The 16688-nt window shown below is 73.2% G+C and carries 14 protein-coding genes and 1 other RNA gene; 2 read left to right on the top strand and 13 right to left on the bottom strand.

Features of this window, described 5'->3' with window-relative positions; genetic code table 11:
- Nucleotides 1-9 precede the first annotated feature (9 nt).
- The 3 genes from ACIGW2_RS22965 to ACIGW2_RS22955 form a co-directional block, all read right to left on the bottom strand.
- Nucleotides 10-1158: a uroporphyrinogen-III synthase gene (locus tag ACIGW2_RS22965; protein ID WP_391655738.1), complete on the bottom strand. Its 1149-nt coding sequence runs from the start codon at nt 1156-1158 to the stop codon at nt 10-12.
- A gap of 178 nt (nt 1159-1336) precedes the next feature.
- Nucleotides 1337-2692, bottom strand: a complete 1356-nt coding sequence (locus ACIGW2_RS22960; RefSeq protein ID WP_391655739.1) for a nitrate/nitrite transporter — start codon at nt 2690-2692, stop codon at nt 1337-1339.
- 216 nt (nt 2693-2908) lie between these two features.
- On the bottom strand, nt 2909-3871 hold the full coding sequence (locus ACIGW2_RS22955; protein WP_399845451.1) for a LysR family transcriptional regulator: 963 nt from the start codon (nt 3869-3871) through the stop codon (nt 2909-2911).
- 84 nt (nt 3872-3955) lie between these two features.
- Here ACIGW2_RS22955 and ACIGW2_RS22950 point away from each other — a divergent pair, with 84 nt between their 5' ends.
- Nucleotides 3956-5248, top strand: a complete 1293-nt coding sequence (locus ACIGW2_RS22950; RefSeq protein ID WP_391655741.1) for an MFS transporter — start codon at nt 3956-3958, stop codon at nt 5246-5248.
- 36 nt (nt 5249-5284) lie between these two features.
- Here the strand turns inward: ACIGW2_RS22950 and ACIGW2_RS22945 are convergent, their stop codons facing one another.
- From ACIGW2_RS22945 to ftsE, 6 genes are all read right to left on the bottom strand, one after another.
- Nucleotides 5285-6367 carry a hypothetical protein gene (locus ACIGW2_RS22945; protein WP_391655742.1) on the bottom strand — a complete coding sequence of 361 codons (1083 nt, stop codon included), beginning with the start codon at nt 6365-6367 and terminating at the stop codon, nt 5285-5287.
- Between the two features lie 218 nt (nt 6368-6585).
- Nucleotides 6586-6954: a transfer-messenger RNA gene (ssrA, locus tag ACIGW2_RS22940) on the bottom strand.
- 101 nt (nt 6955-7055) lie between these two features.
- Nucleotides 7056-7595 carry an SsrA-binding protein SmpB gene (gene smpB / locus ACIGW2_RS22935; protein WP_399845447.1) on the bottom strand — a complete coding sequence of 180 codons (540 nt, stop codon included), beginning with the start codon at nt 7593-7595 and terminating at the stop codon, nt 7056-7058.
- Between the two features lie 18 nt (nt 7596-7613).
- Complete coding sequence (locus ACIGW2_RS22930; RefSeq protein ID WP_391655743.1) at nt 7614-8792, bottom strand: S41 family peptidase; 1179 nt, start codon at nt 8790-8792, stop codon at nt 7614-7616.
- A gap of 79 nt (nt 8793-8871) precedes the next feature.
- Nucleotides 8872-9789: a permease-like cell division protein FtsX gene (ftsX, locus tag ACIGW2_RS22925; protein WP_356067020.1), complete on the bottom strand. Its 918-nt coding sequence runs from the start codon at nt 9787-9789 to the stop codon at nt 8872-8874.
- Nucleotides 9790-9811: 22 nt separating this feature from the next.
- Nucleotides 9812-10501 (bottom strand): cell division ATP-binding protein FtsE, encoded by a 690-nt coding sequence (gene ftsE / locus ACIGW2_RS22920; protein ID WP_128983761.1) that lies wholly within the window; start codon nt 10499-10501, stop codon nt 9812-9814.
- Nucleotides 10502-10726: 225 nt separating this feature from the next.
- On the opposite strand from ftsE, the gene ACIGW2_RS22915 reads away from it, so the two are divergent.
- Nucleotides 10727-10912: a hypothetical protein gene (locus tag ACIGW2_RS22915; protein ID WP_361582972.1), complete on the top strand. Its 186-nt coding sequence runs from the start codon at nt 10727-10729 to the stop codon at nt 10910-10912.
- A 110-nt stretch (nt 10913-11022) separates the two neighbouring features.
- Here ACIGW2_RS22915 and ACIGW2_RS22910 read toward each other — a convergent pair whose 3' ends face one another.
- The 4 genes from ACIGW2_RS22910 to ACIGW2_RS22895 form a co-directional block, all read right to left on the bottom strand.
- Nucleotides 11023-11967 carry an LPXTG cell wall anchor domain-containing protein gene (locus tag ACIGW2_RS22910; protein ID WP_399845442.1) on the bottom strand — a complete coding sequence of 315 codons (945 nt, stop codon included), beginning with the start codon at nt 11965-11967 and terminating at the stop codon, nt 11023-11025.
- A gap of 405 nt (nt 11968-12372) precedes the next feature.
- Nucleotides 12373-13485, bottom strand: coding sequence for a peptide chain release factor 2 (gene prfB, locus ACIGW2_RS22905; protein ID WP_356067026.1), 1113 nt, complete (start codon nt 13483-13485; stop codon nt 12373-12375).
- Nucleotides 13486-13533: 48 nt separating this feature from the next.
- On the bottom strand, nt 13534-14775 hold the full coding sequence (locus tag ACIGW2_RS22900) for a serine/threonine-protein kinase (protein ID WP_361582962.1): 1242 nt from the start codon (nt 14773-14775) through the stop codon (nt 13534-13536).
- A 118-nt stretch (nt 14776-14893) separates the two neighbouring features.
- Nucleotides 14894-16651 carry a serine/threonine-protein kinase gene (locus tag ACIGW2_RS22895; RefSeq protein WP_391655746.1) on the bottom strand — a complete coding sequence of 586 codons (1758 nt, stop codon included), beginning with the start codon at nt 16649-16651 and terminating at the stop codon, nt 14894-14896.
- Between the last annotated feature and the right edge of the window lie 37 nt (nt 16652-16688).

Genomic DNA, 16688 nt, shown 5'->3' with positions numbered 1-16688 from the left:
CCCTCACCCTCAATCCCCGCTGCCGTCCCCGTACTTCGTGTCCGCCGCCGGGTCGAGGGCCAGCCGGTAGCCGCGCTTGACCACCGTCTGGATCAGCTTCGGCGTGCCGAGGGCGGTGCGGAGCCGGGCCATCGCCGTCTCCACGGCGTGCTCGTCGCGGCCCGCGCCGGGCAGGGCGCGCAGCAGCTCGGGACGGCCGACGACCCAGCCGGGGCGGCGGGCGAGCAGGCCGAGCAGGGCCATCCCGGCCGGCGGGACCGGGCGCAGTTCGCCGTCGACGAGGACGCCGTGGCCGCGGATCTCGACCCGGTGCCCGGCCACCGGCAGGACCCGGGCGCGGGCGGGCAGTTCGCGGCAGAGCAGCTGCACCAGCGGGCCGAGCCGGAAGCGTTCGGGCTGGTGGGTGGTGATGCCGTGGGACTGCAGCGGCAGGGCCGTGACCGGGCCCACGCAGACCGCGAGCACGTCCTGCCGGAGGGCGGTCAGGAGCTCCTCCTCCAGGCCGCGTTCGCGGGCCCGGTCGAGCAGCGAGGCGGCGGCCGGGGCGCTGGTGAAGGTCACCGCGTCCAGGGCGCCGGCCACGGTCGCGTCGAGCAGCCGGTCGAGCGGGCCGAGGTCCTCCGGCGGCATCCAGCGGTAGACGGGCACGGGCACGACCTCCGCCCCGCCCTCGGTCAGCGCCTCGACGAAGCCGGGGAGCGGCTCGCCGTGCAGCTGGAGGGCGATCCGCCGGCCGGCGACGCCCTCGTCGAGCAGCCGGTCGAGGACCTCGGCCATGGACTCGGAGGACGGCGACCAGGTCTCGGTGAGCCCGGCGGCCCGCACCGCGCCCTTGACCTTGGGGCCGCGGGCGAGGAGTTCCACCCCGCGCAGCCGGCCGAGCAGGGCCTCGCCGAAGCCCCAGCCCTCGGCCGCCTCGACCCAGCCGCGGAAGCCGATCGCCGTGGTGGCGACGACGACGTCCGGGGCGTGGTCGATGAGGTCCTTGGTGGCCGCGAGCAGCTCGGTGTCGTCGGCGAGCGGCACGATCCGCAGCGCGGGGCCGTGGACGACGCCCGCGCCGCGCCGGCGCAGCAGCGCGATGAGTTCGTCCGCGCGCCGCGCCGCCGTGACGCCCACGGTGAAGCCCGCCAGGGGGCCTTGCTCTTGCTCGTCCATGTCCGCCGACACTGCCGGGGAAGGATGTCCGTCTCGGTTCACGCGTATTTCCTGGTCGTTACGGCCCTCGCCGGACCACTGTGACTCATGCCTCGGCGGGCGGCACCCGCGCGGACGGCGCCCGCGGGGGCGGCGCCCGCGTCCCCGCGGGTGTGCCTCATGTCCCGGCGGGTGCGGGTCATACCCCGGCGGGGGCGGGGCGCGGCTCGGCGCCCTCGGCGGTGTCGGGCACGGGGGCCACGGAGCCGGGCCGGCGAAGGTATACCGCCCAGGTGACCAGCATGCACACGCCGTAGAAGGCGAGGAAGGCGGCGAAGGCGCCGGTGCCGGAGCCGACGGTCTGGAAGGACTGGCGGAAGGCGAGGTTGATGCCGAGGCCGCCGAGCGCGCCGACGGCACCGATGAGGCCCATAGAGGCGCCGGAGATGCGCCGCCCGTAGGCCTCGGCGGCCTCGCCCGAGAGCCCCTTGCGGTGGCCCTGGGCCAGGAAGATCGCCGGGATCATCTTGTACGTGGAGCCGTTGCCGAGGCCGCTGAGCACGAAGAGGGCGACGAAGCCGACCAGGAAGACGGTCAGGGACTCGACGGCCGAGGCGTAGAGCACGACGCCGGTGGCGGCGGCCATGGCGACGAAGGCCCCCAGGGTGATGCGGGCGCCGCCGTACCGGTCGGCGAGGGAGCCGCCGATGGGCCGGATGAGGGAGCCGAGCAGCGGGCCGATGAAGGTGAGGGAGGCGGCCTGGAGCGGGGTGCGTCCGAACTGGGTCTGGAGGACCAGTCCGAAGGCGAAGCTGTAGCCGATGAAGGAGCCGAAGGTGCCGATGTAGAGGAAGGCCATGATCCAGGTGTGGCCCGCCCGCACGGCCTCCTTGGCGGCGCCGGTGTCGTTGCGCACCGGGGCGAGGTTGTCCATGAACAGCGCGGCGCACAGGGCGGCGAGCACGATGAGCGGGATGTAGACGCCGAGGACGAGCCGCGGGTGCAGGGCGCCGGCTGTGCCGATGACGAGCAGGCCGACGAGCTGGACGACGGGGACGCCGATGTTGCCGCCGCCCGCGTTGAGGCCGAGCGCCCAGCCCTTCTTCCGGAGCGGGAAGAAGGCGTTGATGTTGGTCATGGAGGAGGCGAAGTTGCCGCCGCCGACCCCGGTCAGCGCGGCGACCAGCAGGAAGGTGCCGTACGAGGTGCCGGGCTCCATCACCGCGTAGGCGAGGCCGGTCGGCAGCAGGAGCAGCAGCGCGCTGAAGACGGTCCAGTTGCGGCCGCCGAAGCGGGCGACGGCGAAGGTGTACGGGACGCGGATGAGCGCGCCGACCAGGGTGGCGGTGCCGATCAGGAAGAACTTCCCGGCCGGGTCGACGCCGTAGGCCGGTCCCATGAAGAGGACCATGACCGACCACATGCTCCAGATCGAGAAGCCGATGTGTTCGGAGACCACCGACCAGAGGAGATTCCGCCGGGCGATCCTCTCGCCCGTCTCGCGCCAGAAGGTCTCGTCCTCCGGCTCCCAGCGTTCGATCCACCGACCGCCCATCGCACACCTCCACGCCGTTCGTCCTGTCGTGGCCGACGCTAGGAACGGCGCGTTTCGGGCGGCGGCGGCGGAAGGTGACGGGCACGGAACCTTGCTCTCACCCTGCGCGCGGGCCGGCTGTGAGCGCCGCCGGTCCGGCGGGCGTCACGGTGGGGGTCACGGCGGGCGTCACGGCGGGCGTCACGGTCGACGTCACGGCGGGCGTCACGGTCGACGTCACGGCGGGCCGGGGAGCTCGCCCTCGGGGAGCCAGGAGCCGGGCGGCCGGACGAGCCAGCCCTCGTGGGCGGCGAGTTCGGCCGCGGCCCGGCGCAGGGCGTCCAGACCGGGATGCCGCAGCCCCTTGCGCCACACCAGGCTCACCGGTGACAGCGGTACGGGGTCGGTCAGCGGCCGCAGCACGCTGCCCGGCATCGGCGGGAAGTCGACGACGGCGAGCACCGGGGTCGGGGCCTTGGCCATCACCCGGCGGAACTCCTCCTTGCCGACGAGCAGCGGCGCGGGCGGCGCGATCCGGATGTCCCGGCCGGCGAAGAGCCGCAGCGCGAGGTCGGTCCACTCGGGCGTGCGGTCGTTGCCGGCGCCCGCGTAGACGGTGCGGCCGGCCAGGGCGTCGAGCGGGAGCCGGGACAGCCCGGCCAGCGGGTCGCCCTCGGGCAGCAGCACGGCCATCGGCTCGTAGCGCACGAGCTGTGCGTCGAGACCGGCCCGCAGGCCGGGCGCGAGCCCGCCGTAGCGTCCGAAGGAGGCGTCGAGCCGGCCGGCCAGGAGCTCGCGGGCGGCACCGGTGAGGCCGCTCTCGTAGCGGGCGAGCAGCTCCAGTTCGGGGGCGAGCGCGCGGGCCCGGTGGAGCACCCGCTCGTGGCTGAGGCCGGCGCTGTTGAGGTCGACGAGGAAGGGGCGGGGCTCGTCGCGGAAGGCCTCGGCGAGTTCGTCGTGGGCGGCGAGCACCCGGCGGGCGTACGGCAGCAGTCGCTCGCCGTCCGGGGCGAGGGCGACCTGACGGGTGGTGCGCACGAACAGCTCGGCGCCCAGGGCGCGTTCGAGCCGACGGATGTCCCGGCTCAGCGCCTGCTGGGCGACGAAGAGCCGGCCGGCGGCGCGGGTGAAGTGCAGCTCCTCGGCGACGGCGACGAAGGCGCGCAGGAGGCGGGGGTCGAGGTCGTTCGGGGTGGCCACGCGCCCTTTTTAACAACCGGGGTGCGTGAATGGCCACCGGATTGGTGTTGGACCGGCAGGGGCATGCCAACGGAGCCTGGGGGCATGCCGTACCAGCCTGACCCGTCCCGTCCCCCGATCCTCACCCCCGCCGGGCCCGCCCCGGCGCCCTCCTACGCGCCCCGCCCCGCGGCGCCCGCCGCGCCCGCCGCCGCGCGCCCGCTCCCCCGCAACCCGTATCTGCGGCTCTTCGCGCTCCCCGGCACCCGCGCCTTCACCGCGGGCAACCTGATCGCCCGGCTGCCCATGGGCATGTTCGGGGTCAGCACCGTCCTGCTGATCGCCGGGCTTTACGACTCCTACGCGCTGGCCGGCGCGGTGAGCGCCGCCGGGCTCGTCGCGGGCGCCGTCACCGCGCCCTGGATCGCCCGGCTCGTGGACCGGCACGGGCAGGCCCGGGTCGCGGTCCCCGCCACCGTCTGGGCGGTCCTCGGCCAGCTGACCCTGCTGCTGTGCGCGCACGGCCGGGCGCCGGAGTGGACGCTGTTCGCCGCCGCGGTGCTCGGCTCGACCGCGCCCAACACCGGCGGCATGGCCCGGGCCCGCTGGGCGCACCTGCTGCGGGACGACCCGGCCGCCCGGCACACCGCCAACTCCTTCGAGCAGGCCGCCGACGAACTCTGCTTCATGCTCGGCCCGGTGCTCGCCGCCTTCCTGTGCTCGGCGCTCTTCCCGGAGGCCGGCGCGCTCGCCGGCTCCGCGCTCTTCCTCGGCGGCATCCTGCTCTTCGCCGCCCAGCGCGACACCGAGCCGCCGGTCGCGCCGCGCACCGCGGGCGGCGCGCCGCTGCGCGCGCCCGGCATGCCCGCGCTGCTCGCGGTCTTCCTGGCGACCGGCGCGGTGTTCGGCGCGATGGAGGTGGCCACCCTGGCGTACGTGGACGGCCCGGCCGCCGGGCCGGTACTGGCCCTCCAGGCCGCCGGCTCCTGCGCGGCGGGCCTGCTCTACGGCCGGGTCCGCCGCGCGGCCCCGCTCGCCGCCTGCCTCGCCGCGATGAGCGCCCTGATGGCCCTGCCGCTGCTGGCCGCCGCGACCACGGGGGCGCTGCCGGTGCTCGCCGCCGCGCTCCTGGTGGCGGGCGCCGCCACCGCCCCGACCATGATCACGGGCATGGGCCTGGTCCAGCGCCTCACCCCGCCGGACCGCCTGAACGAGGGCATGACCCTCGCGGTGACCGCCCTCCTCGGCGGCATCGCGGCGGGCTCGTCCACCGCCGGCTGGCTCGCCGACCACGCCCCGACCCCCCTCCACGCCTATCTGACCCCACCCGCGGCAGCGGCCCTGGCCTTCCTGCTGTGCACGGCGACGGACCGGGGCCGGTCCCGCGGGCGCGGATGACGCTCCCTTCCCCCCTCGTGCGAGAGCCGCTCCCGCTCAGCTCTGCCGCAGCGGCCCCATCGGCGTCTGCACGCCGAGCGCCGTGGCCCCGGCGCCCACGCCGCCCTCGCAGCCGTCCGGCTCCTGCGTGCCGAGGCCGCGGGTCGAGGGCTTCTCGGCGGCCCAGAACATGTAGCCGAGCAGGCCGGCCGTGGTGCCGGCGCCGTTGGGGGCCGCGTTCCGGAGCCAGTCGGCCGTCGCCTTCTGCACCGAGTTCGGGTAGTCGGTGCACTCGGGCAGCGGGCTGCGCCCGTAGGCGATGTAGAGGCCCGCGGTGAACTTGGCGGGGGCGAGCGGGGGGACCGGCGGGGAGTACTGGGACTTTCCGTCGAGGTGCTCCTGCCAGTTCGCGACGGCCGTGCTCGCCGAGGCGGGGCGGGCGGTGACCATGGCGTTGGCGTAGTCGAGCACCGGGCGGTCGGTGCGCAGCCAGTCGGCGGTGGCCTTGCGGTTGAGGTCGATCAGCCAGCGGTCGCCGGCCGCGGTGTCGATGGTCAGCCGGGCCGCCGGGTTCGCGCCTGTGGCGTCGTAGGGGTGGACGGCGCGGTAGGCGTCGATGAAGGCCTGGAGCCCGGTCAGGTTCGGGGCGGTGTTCTGCTCGTAGTCGATCTCGATGCCGACGCCGAGGTCGGCGGCGACGGCCGCCGCCGCCCGGCCGAGCCCGGCAGGGTCCTCGGCGAGGGCCGCGTCCCAGGCGTCGGTGTAGGTGATGCCGCCGATGGAGAGCATCACGCGGATCCCGTGCGAGGTGAAGTACCGCACGATCTCCCGGCTCATCCCGACGGGCACGCCGTTCACGGTGCCGGCGTCGTTGGTGCGGTGCAGCAGCTTCAGCGGCTCGACGAAGCTGAGGACGACCAGGTTGACCGAGGGCCGTCCGTCGCCGCGGTCGACCAGCCAGTGGTTCTTCGCGTCGAACTCGGCGACGTCACGGACGGTGGACCAGGTGCAGTAGTCGTCCCCGCAGTGCCAGGCGCCGTACACCTGCACGGGCGCGGCAGCGGCGGCCGGCGCCGCGGTGCCGGGGAGGAGGAGGGCGAGGAGCATGGGCAGGACCGCGAGGAGTCCCTTGTGGCGCATACGTACCTCCGGGGATGCCGTGGCGTGGGGGGCGGCGACCGGAAGGGTGTCAGGTCCAGACCAAGTGGGCAAGAGGGCGGGCATGACAAAGGCCCGGCAGTCGCGTGCGACTACCGGGCCCGTGCCCACATGGGATGAGGGGGTCTGGGGGTCATGCCCCCTGAACCGGGACGATGTGGACCGTGCTCGCGCTTTCCGCGAGCACGGTCCACCTCCACTCGTGGAGATGGCGGGAATCGAACCCGCGTCCAACGGTGCGGAACCAGGGCTTCTCCGTGTGCAGTCTGGTGCGATTTTCTCGGCCCTCCGGATCACCCAGACAAGTCCGGAACGGGCTCAGTCACTGTTTGATTTCCCTCTTCACCCCGTGACCGGGATCGAGGTTTAGTTCCCTAGCTGATGCCAGGATCCGGGTCGGGAACAGCCCCGGGCTGACACTTCGCGAGTCGCTACTTAGGCAGCGAGGGCGAAGGAATCGCGCTTGGTGTTGGCGATTATTGGTTTCGGCGCGTGGTTTACGAGATCATTGCCGCTTCCTCGACACGCTTCCCCTGCTTCGACATCCGCTGTCGAAACCGATCATCCCCATGTTGATTTTTCAAGGTCGCACCCTCGGTGAGGTGCGTGGCCCATCGTACGTGACCAACGCCCGCGGTTGCCAGCGCATTCCCGGCGGCCGACGCGCGGGTTACCGGGACTCGGCCGCTCGCTGCCGGCGCCGGGCCGCCGCGATGGCGCGGTTCGCCTCGCGGGTGTCCTGCTTCTCCTTCAGGGTCTGCCGCTTGTCGTACTCCTTCTTGCCCTTGGCCAGCGCGATCTCGCACTTCACCCGGCCGCCCAGGAAGTACAGCGCGAGCGGCACGATCGTGTGACCCGTCTCGGAGGACTTCTGCGCCAGCTTGTCGATCTCCTCCCGGTGCAGCAGGAGCTTGCGCTTCCGCTTCGCCGAGTGGTTGGTCCAGCTGCCCTGGGAGTACTCGGGCACGTGGATGTTGTGCAGCCAGGCCTCACCGCCGTCGATCTGGACGAAGCCGTCCACCAGCGAGGCCCGGCCCATCCGGAGCGACTTCACCTCGGTGCCCATGAGCACGAGGCCGCACTCGTAGGTGTCGAGGATGTGGTAATCGTGCCGCGCCTTCTTGTTCTGCGCGATGAGCTTGCGCTCCGGCCCCTTGTCGGCCTTCTTCTTCGCAGGCTTGCCCTGCACGTTGACGAGTCCCTTTGCCATAGTGCGGTCATTTTCGCACTACGAGGCCCCTCCGAGGCCACTCAATACCGTGCGGGCCCGCTCCTCCGGGCGGTCGCCGCCGGCCACGTCCGGGCTGATCCCGCGCCCGTCCACGGCGTGACCGGCCGGGGTGCGGTAGTGACCGACGGTGACCTCGGCGACGGAGCCGTCGGGCAGGGTGCTCGGCATCTGGACCGAGCCCTTGCCGAAGGTGGGCGAGCCGACCGTGACGGCCCGGCCGCGGTCCTTCAGGGCGCCGGTGAGCAGCTCGGCCGCGCTCATGGTGCCGCCGTCGATCAACGCCACCAGGGGCCGCGCGGTGTCACCGCCGCCCTCCGCGTACACCGCGTGCTGCTGTCCGTCGACGTCGTACGTGGCGACGAGGCCGCCGTCGAGGAAGGCGGAGGCGGCGGCCCGGGCCTCGGTGAGCAGTCCGCCGGAGTTGCCGCGCAGGTCGAGCAGGACGCCGGCGCCGGCCGGTGCGGAGCGCACGGCCCGCCGCACCTCCTCGCCGGTGCCCTTGGTGAAGGCGGCGACCCGGATCAGCAGCGTGCCGTCGCCGAGCCGTCGGACGGCGACCGGGTCGACGGCGAGCCGGGCCCGGCGCAGCGGCTCGGTCCAGGCGGCCCGGCCCCGTTCGACGCCGAGGCGGACGACGGAGCCGGGGACGCCGTCGCCGCGCAGCAGGGAGACGATCTCGGAGACCGAGAGCCCGTCGACCGGGCGTCCGTCCACGGCGGTGAGCCGGTCGCCGGCGCGCAGTCCGGCCCGCTCGGCCGGGCCGCCGGGCTGCACCCGGCTGATCTCCACCCGGTCGCGTCCGGCGCGGCGGGCGGACAGGCCGACGCCGGTGTACGAGCCGTCGAGGGCCTGCTCGAACTCGGCGTACTCCCGCTTGTCGTAGACGGCGGCCCAGCGGTCGCCGCTGCGGCTGACGAACTCCTCGGCGGCCTTCTTGCCGGACTTGCCGTCGGCCATGGCCTCGGCGGCGGCCCGGGAGAGCGCGGCGCGGTCGACCGTGCTGCGGCCGGCGGCGGCAGCGGCGGGCGCGGCGGTCTCGGCGGACGGCTCGCGCCGGGGCAGCGAGCCGGTGGCGGCGGCGGTGCCGAGCACCCCGGTGAAGACCAACGTCAAAGCGGCCCCACGGAGGACTCCGCGGGGCCTGCGACAGAACTCGGGGCCGGCTCCGGCACGCATGCGGCCCACTCTAGGACAAGCGCATGGCGCCGTACGGCGGTTGGCCGTACGACGCCATGGACGCAACGCGAGGGAACCGTCACACCTTCAGGTACTTGCGCAACGCGATGAAGGCGGCGACGGCCGGCATCAGCAGGCCGATCGCGAGCACCAGCGGCAGCTTGGCCAGCACCGCGTCCCAGCCGATGAAGTTCACCAGCTGCATCTTGTCGGCCAGCGCGATGCCGTGGTCGATCAGGAAGTAGCGGCCGACCATCAGCATGACGCAGGCGACGGCACCGCCGAGCAGGCCGGCGAAGGCGGCCTCCATGATGAAGGGCATCTGGATGTAGAAGTTGGTCGCGCCGACCAGCCGCATGATGCCGGTCTCCCGGCGGCGGCTGAAGGCCGAGACGCGAACCGTGTTCACGATCAGCATCAGCGCGATGACCAGCATGAGGAACATGACGCCGAGGGCGGCGATGTTCATGCCGTTCATCAGGTCGAAGAGGTTCTGCAGGATGTTCCGCTGGTCCTGGACGGACTCGACGCCGTCCCGGCCGGCGAAGGCGGTCGCGACCACCTTGTACTTCTCCGGGTCCTTCAGCTTGACCCGGAAGGACTGCTGCATCTGGTCCGGGGTGACGACGGACGCGATGGCCGTGTCGCCGTACTGCTCCTTGTAGTGCTTGAAGGCCTCGTCGGCGGACTCGCGGTGCACCGTCTCGACGATGTCCATCTTCTTCAGGTCGGCCTCGATCTGGTCCGCCTGCTGCTTGGTGACGGCGCCCTTGGTGCACTTGGGCGAGGTGGCCCCGTCGCTCTTGTTGCAGAGGAAGATGGAGACGTTGACCTTGTCGTACCAGTAGTCCTTCATCGTGCTGACCTGCTCGCGCATGAGCAGCGCCCCGCCGAACAGGGCCAGCGACAGGGCCACGGACACGATGACGGCGAAGGTCATCGTCAGATTGCGCCGGAGACCGACCCCGATCTCCGAGAGCACGAACTGAGCGCGCATGGTGTGACTTCCCCCTGTCCGCTCAGTGCTGGTAGCCGTAGACGCCGCGCGCCTGGTCGCGGACCAGACGGCCCTTCTCCAGCTCGATGACGCGCTTGCGCATCTGGTCGACGATGTTCTGGTCGTGGGTCGCCATGACGACGGTGGTCCCTGTCCTGTTGATGCGGTCGAGCAGCTTCATGATGCCGACCGAGGTCTGCGGGTCGAGGTTGCCGGTGGGCTCGTCCGCGATCAGCAGCATCGGGCGGTTGACGAAGGCCCGGGCGATGGCGACGCGCTGCTGCTCACCGCCGGAGAGCTCGCCCGGCATCCGGTCCTCCTTGCCGCCGAGGCCGACCAGGTCGAGGACCTGCGGCACCGCCTTGCGGATCTCGCCGCGCGGCTTGCCGATGACCTCCTGGGCGAAGGCCACGTTCTCGGCGACGGTCTTGTTGGGGAGCAGCCGGAAGTCCTGGAAGACGGTCCCGAGCTGGCGGCGCATGTGCGGCACCTTCCAGTTGGACAGCCGGGCGAGGTCCTTGCCCAGGACGTGCACCTGCCCTTGGCTGGCGCGCTCCTCGCGCAGGATCAGCCGAAGAAAGGTCGACTTTCCGGAGCCGGAGGAACCGACGAGGAAGACGAACTCCCCCTTCTCGATCTCCAGGGAGACATCCCGGAGCGCGGGGCGGTTCTGCTTCGGATAGGACTTGGAGACGTTGTCGAATCGGATCACGGATGCACCACGGTCGGCCGGGAGTAGGTGTGCGTGACCATACGCGAACCGGGAAGGCCCGCGCAGTCGCGGTCCTGGCTTGCGTCCTTTATCCTTTTCGTCCTTGCGCCCGGGCGCCCATGGGGCGCGCCGAAAAGCTCCGGAGCTGGCACAGTGGTAAAGGGAACGCACGGATCGTGCCGCGCGTTGTCCTGGTACGAGCCCCGTGCGGGAGGAGGAGAGCGCATGACCTACGACCGGCTGGTGTGCGCCAACTGCGCGGCCCCCGTCGCGGAGGGCCGCTGCCCCGTCTGCCGCGCGAACCGCGAGCGACTGCCGCAGCCCTCGGGTCTGACCCCGGCGATGCTGCTGACCCTGGTGATCGCGCTGGTGGCGGCGATGGCGCTGCTGGTGGCGGTGCGGGGGGTGTAGGAGCCCGCAGGGGCATCGAGAGCATCCGAGAGCACGCGGAAGGGCCGGAGGCGCTGAGAAGCACCTCCGGCCCTTCTGTGCGTTCCGTACGCCGCCGGACGTCAGCCGACTCAGACGGCGGTGCGTCCGCCGGAGACGAGGCGCGGCAGGAAGCGGAAGCCGATGCCGCCCGCGATCATGGTGGCGGCCCCGATGATCAGGAACGAGGTCTCGGCGGCGCCGGTCTCGGCCAGCTCCTCCTTGGCCTTGCCCTGCTCGACGGGCTGCGAGCCGGCGTTGTTGGTGCCCGGGTTGTTGTCGACGCACTCGGCGCCGTCCAGGTCCACGGTGCAGGTGCCGGCGCCACCGTCGGTGGAGGAGCCACCGCCGGTGACGGAGCCGCCACCGTTGGAGGACCCGCCGTTGGAGGACGAACCACCGTTGTTGCCACCGTTGGTGGTGGTGCCGCCGTGGTTGCCACCGTTGGTGGAGGTGCCGCCGGTCGTGGTGGTACCACCCGAGGTGGTGGTGCCGCCGGTCGTGGTGCTGCCGCCCGTGGTGGTCGTGCCGCCGGTCGTGGTGGTACCGCCGGTCGTGGTGCTGCCGCCCGTGGTGGTGGTTCCGGCGTCGGTGCCACCGGCGGTCGTGGTGCCCGCGTCCGTGCCACCGGCGGTCGTCGTACCGGCGTCCGTGCCACCCGCGGTCGTGGTGCCCGCGTCCGTGCCACCGGCGGTCGTCGTACCGGCGTCCGTGCCACCCGCGGTCGTGGTGCCCGCGTCCGCGCCACCGGCGGTCGTCGTACCGGCGTCCGTGCCACCCGCGGTCGTCGTACCGGCGTCGGTACCACCCGCGGTCGTCGCTCCGGCGTCGACGCCGCCGGGGCCCGTGCCACCGTTGCCGGCGCCGCCGTCCTCGTTGATGCCGAGGCCGATGTCGACCTGCTCGTCCGTCACCGTGATGTCGGCGTCGACGCCGACCACGGCCTGAGCGGCACCCGCGACGGTCAGCGACGCGCCGGCCGCGATGACGGCACCGGCGGCGATCCGCGCGACGCGGATCCGCGTCTTCTTGGTCATCTGGCTGCTACCCCCAGTAGCTCAAATCGTCTGTAGAGCTGCGCTCGGGGCCGCCGGACACCGGGGGCGTCACAACGCTCTGGACCTGCCCCCGTTCACACGCGCCCCAGATTCACGCATGCCGTTCGCCACCCTTCCGAGTTTCCGATGACACGTCAAGGTCGTTGCGCGTGCGATGCCCGAAAGATCACCTTGTGACCGCCATGCGACGATGCAACTGTGACGTAATCCCGGAACTCCCGGCCCCGCCGGACCAGTTCTCATGTCGACAAAGCGCCAGAACCGCCAACTCGGCGCTTGCGCCCGCGAAGTCGCTCGGGGCCGGCCCCGGAGACGCCGACGGCCCCGGCCACCACCGTCGGTGGGCCGGGGCCGTCGTACGACACGAGGCGCGGGGCGCCGGAGTTACGCGGTCTGCTCCTGCTGCTTGCGCCAGCGGATGCCCGCCTCCAGGAAGCCGTCGATCTCGCCGTCCAGGACGGACTGCGGGTTGCCGACCTCGAACTCGGTGCGGAGGTCCTTGACCATCTGGTAGGGGTGCAGCACGTACGAACGCATCTGGTTGCCCCAGGAGCTGCCGCCGTCGCCCTTGAGGGCGTCCATCTTGGCGCGCTCCTCCTGGCGCTGGCGCTCCAGGAGCTTGGCCTGGAGGACGTTCATCGCGCTCGCCTTGTTCTGGATCTGGGAGCGCTCGTTCTGGCAGGAGACCACGATGCCGGTCGGGATGTGCGTGATGCGCACCGCCGAGTCGGTGGTGTTGACGCCCTGGCCGCCGGGGCCGGAGGCGCGGTAGACGTCGATGCGGAGGTCCGACTCCTCGATGTCCACGTGGTCGGACTGCTCGACGACCGGGAGCACCTCGACGCCCGCGAAGGACGTCTGGCGGCGGCCCTGGTTGTCGAAGGGCGAGATGCGCACCAGGCGGTGGGTGCCCTGCTCGACGGAGAGGGTGCCGTAGGCGTAGGGGGCCTTGACCACGAAGGTGGTCGACTTGATGCCGGCCTCTTCCGCGTACGAGGTCTCGTAGATCTCCGTCGGGTAGCCGTGGCGCTCGGCCCAGCGCAGGTACATGCGCTGGAGGCGCTCGGCGAAGTCGGAGGCGTCCACGCCGCCGGCCTCCGCGCGGATGTTGACCAGCGCCTCGCGCTCGTCGTACTCGCCGGAGAGGAGGGTGCGGACCTCCATCTCGTCCAGGGCCTTGCGGACGGCCGTGAGCTCGGTCTCGGCCTCGGCCCGGGTGTCCGGGTCGTCCATCTCCTCGGCCAGCTCGAAGAGGACCGCGAGGTCGTCGATGCGGCCGCGCAGCGCCTCGGTCTTGCGGACCTCGGCCTGGAGGCGCGAGAGCCGGCTCGTGATCTTCTGCGCCGCCTCCGGGTCGTCCCACAGGGACGGGGCCGCGGCCTGCTCTTCGAGCACGGCGATGTCTGCCCTCATCTTCTCGAGGTCCAGGACGGCCTCGATCGACCCCATGGTCGAGGAGAGGGACTTCAGCTCTTCGGATACATCGACGACTGCCACGCGTCCAGCGTAACGGCTCCGCGCCCCGACCCGGACTCCGCTACGCGCTCACGGCTGCTGCGACTGCTTCGAGTCCTGCGGCGGGGCCTCCTCGCCGCCCGAGGCGGCCAGGTAGGCGCCGGTGCCCAGCGCGCCGGCGAGGACGACCGCGGCCACGGCGAGGGTGATCCGGCGCTTGCGGACCGCGTCCGCCTTGTGGCGGGCCGAGCCGGGGCGGCGGGCGCCGGCCGGGCGCGGGGCGCGGGCGGTGCCGAGGGGGCCGCCGGAGAGCTCGTCGGGGCCGGGCACCCGCATGGAGGTGTGGGTGTCGCGGTTGGAGTCGGGGGAGGCGCCCGGCACCAGGGGGACGGCGGCGCGGCGGGGGGCGGGCTCGCCGCCGCCGGCGCCGCCGTTCGTCGGGTACGGGTCCGCCTCGGGCTCCGTCACGGGGTCCGCGTCCGGTTCGTCCACGTCCAGCGGCGGGATGCCCTTGAGCATCGGCAGCACGTCGCGCAGCCGGCTGCCCAGCTCGGAGGCGCGCAGCCGGGAGGCCGGCGCCTTGGCGAGGCACTGGACGATCAGCTGCCACAGCTCCTCGGGGATGCCGGGGAGCGGGACGACGGTCTCGGTGACGTGGCGGCGCAGTACGGCGCCGGGGTGGCCGCCGCCGAACGGGGTGAACCCGGCCAGCAGCTCGTACAGCACGGTCGCGAGGGCGTAGATGTCGACGGCGGCGCGGGGCGGCAGGCCCTCGACGATCTCGGGGGCGAGGTAGTCGGGGGTGCCGATGATCCGGGTGGCCTTGGTGCGGCCGGGGGTGTCGATGAGCTTGGCGACGCCGAAGTCGGTGAGGAGGGCGGGGTGGGCGCCGCCGGGGCCGAGCGGGCCCTCCATGTCGAGCAGGATGTTCTCGGGCTTGACGTCCCGGTGGACCACGCCGGCCTTGTGGGCGGCGGCGAGGCCGTCGGCGACGTCGGCGATGATCGCGACGGCGGCCTCGGGGGCGAGCCGGCGCTCGCGGTCCAGGCGGGTGCGCAGGTCGGTGCCGCGGACCAGGTCCATGACGAGCGCGAGGTCGTTGCCGTCGACGACGAGGTCGCGGACGGAGACGACGTGCGGGTGGTCGAGCCCGAGCAGCGCGGTGCGCTCCTGGACGAAGCGGCCGACGAGTTCCTGGTCGGAGGCGAGGTCCTCGCGCAGCAGCTTGATGGCGACGGGGCCCTCGGGGCCCTCGCCGAGCCACACCGTGCCGGCGCTGCCCCGCCCGAGGATCTGGTGGGCCGTGTAGCGGCTGCCGATATTCCGTGCCAAGACTGCTCCCTCAGCGGCTGCGAGTTCGCGTCAAAGTTACGCGGCCGAGGGCACCGACCGGCACTTCCGAGGGGAAATCACCCCTCGGAAGTCGACAAAGCGACAGAACGGGTCGCCCTTACTGGCCCGTACCGCCGGTAGCACCGGTGCTGCCCGAGCCGCTCGCGGTGTCGCCGAGCGAGGAGACCCAGTCGGTGAAGGAGCTGATCGCGTCGCCGATGGTCTCCCAGTAGCCCTTGCCCTGGGCGACCCAGTCCTGGAGCGGGGTGAGCTCCCAGATCAGCCAGCCGGCGACCACGAAGAGGACGATCGTGAACAGGCAGCCCTTGAGGCAGCCGAGGCCCGGGATGCGCATGGGGTTGGCGCTGCGCTGCCGCGGCGGGCGCGGCTCGCGCGGCGCCGGGGCGGGCGCGGGGGCCTGCGGGGGCGGCTGCGGCGGCGTGTACTGCTGCTGGGGCTGGGGCGCGTACTGCCGGGGCGGCGGCTGCGGGGCGTACTGCTGCGGCTGGGGCGGCTGCTGGGGCTGCGGGTAGCCCGGCGGGGGCCCCTGCGGCCGCTGGTACGCCTGCGGTGCCGGCTGCCCGTACCCCTGGCCCTGCCCGTAACCCTGCCCCTGGCCCTGCGGGGGCTGCGGCTGGGCCCGGCGCTGCGGGCGGCGGCGCAGCGGGTCCTCGCTCGGGTCGAGGTACTGCACCTGGGTCTGCTCGTTGCGGTCGCGCAGCGCGCCCAGCTGGGTCTGCCAGGGGTGCGGGTCCTCCGGGCGCGGGCCGGGCGGGTCCTGCGGGGGTACGGGGGGCATCACCGCGGTCGGGTCGGCGGCGCCCTGCGGGCCGCTGGTCGGCAGCACGCTGGTCGGCGCGGCCGGGTCGTAGGCACCGGCGCCGGCCGGGGCGGCCGAACCGCTCGGCAGCACCTGCGTGGCGCCGGCCGGGTCGACGCCCGGGGTCTCGGGGACCGGCGCGGGCGCCGGGTCGGGGGCGAGCAGCGCGCCGACGCCCTCGGCGGCCTCGATCTGGGCGGGCGAGGCGTGCACGCCGATGCCGGCGGCGACGGTGCGCAGGCCGCGGGCCAGGTTCTCGGCGCTGGGCCGGCGCTCCGGCTCCTTGCTCAGGCAGCGCTCTATCACCGTCCACAGCGGGCCCGGGACGGTGGACGGGCGGCGCGGCTCCTCGCTGAGGTGCCGGTGCAGCACTTCGAGGGCGGTGCCCCCGGCGAACGGCGGGCGGCCGGTGACCAGCTCGTAGAGCAGGATGCCGGCGCCGTAGATGTCGACGGCGGAGGTCTGCGGGCGGCCCTCGGCGGACTCCGGCGCGACGTACGCGGGCGTGCCGACGAACTCGTGGGTGCGGGTCAGGCCCGGGGAGTCGGCGAGCCGCGCGATGCCGAAGTCGGTGAGCATCGGGTGCATGCCGCCGTCCTGCTCGGCGAGCAGCACGTTGGCCGGCTTGAGGTCGCGGTGCACGACGCCGTCGGCGTGGCTGGCGGCGAGCGCGTCGGCGATCTGGGCGGTGAGCAGCGCGGCGGCGACCGGGGTGAGCGGGCCGTTCTCGCGGATGTAGCGGTGCAGGTCGGGGCCCTCGACGAGGTCCATGACGAGGGCGAGGACGTCGCCCTCCACGACCAGGTCGCGGGTGCGCACGATGTTGGGGTGGGTGAGCCGGAGCAGCACGGACCGCTCGCGCAGGAAGCGCATCACGATGTCCGCGTCGTTGGCCAGCTCCTCCTTGAGGACCTTGATCGCGACGGTCTCGCCGGGCTGGCCCGCCACCGCCGCCTCGGCGCCGGCGGTCTCCCGCTGGCGGGCTCGCCAGACGGTGCCCGTGGCGCCGCGGCCGAGCGGCTCCTCGAGCAGGTACTTGCTGCCGATAGGCCGCACGTCACGCGCTCCCTGCTGATCGTGGTCCTGGGGTGTC

Origin of the sequence: Streptomyces sp. NPDC053541 (assembly GCF_044544705.1) — a bacterium.
Lineage (GTDB): Bacteria > Actinomycetota > Actinomycetes > Streptomycetales > Streptomycetaceae > Streptomyces.
This window is presented reverse-complemented; position numbering and strand designations above follow the sequence as displayed.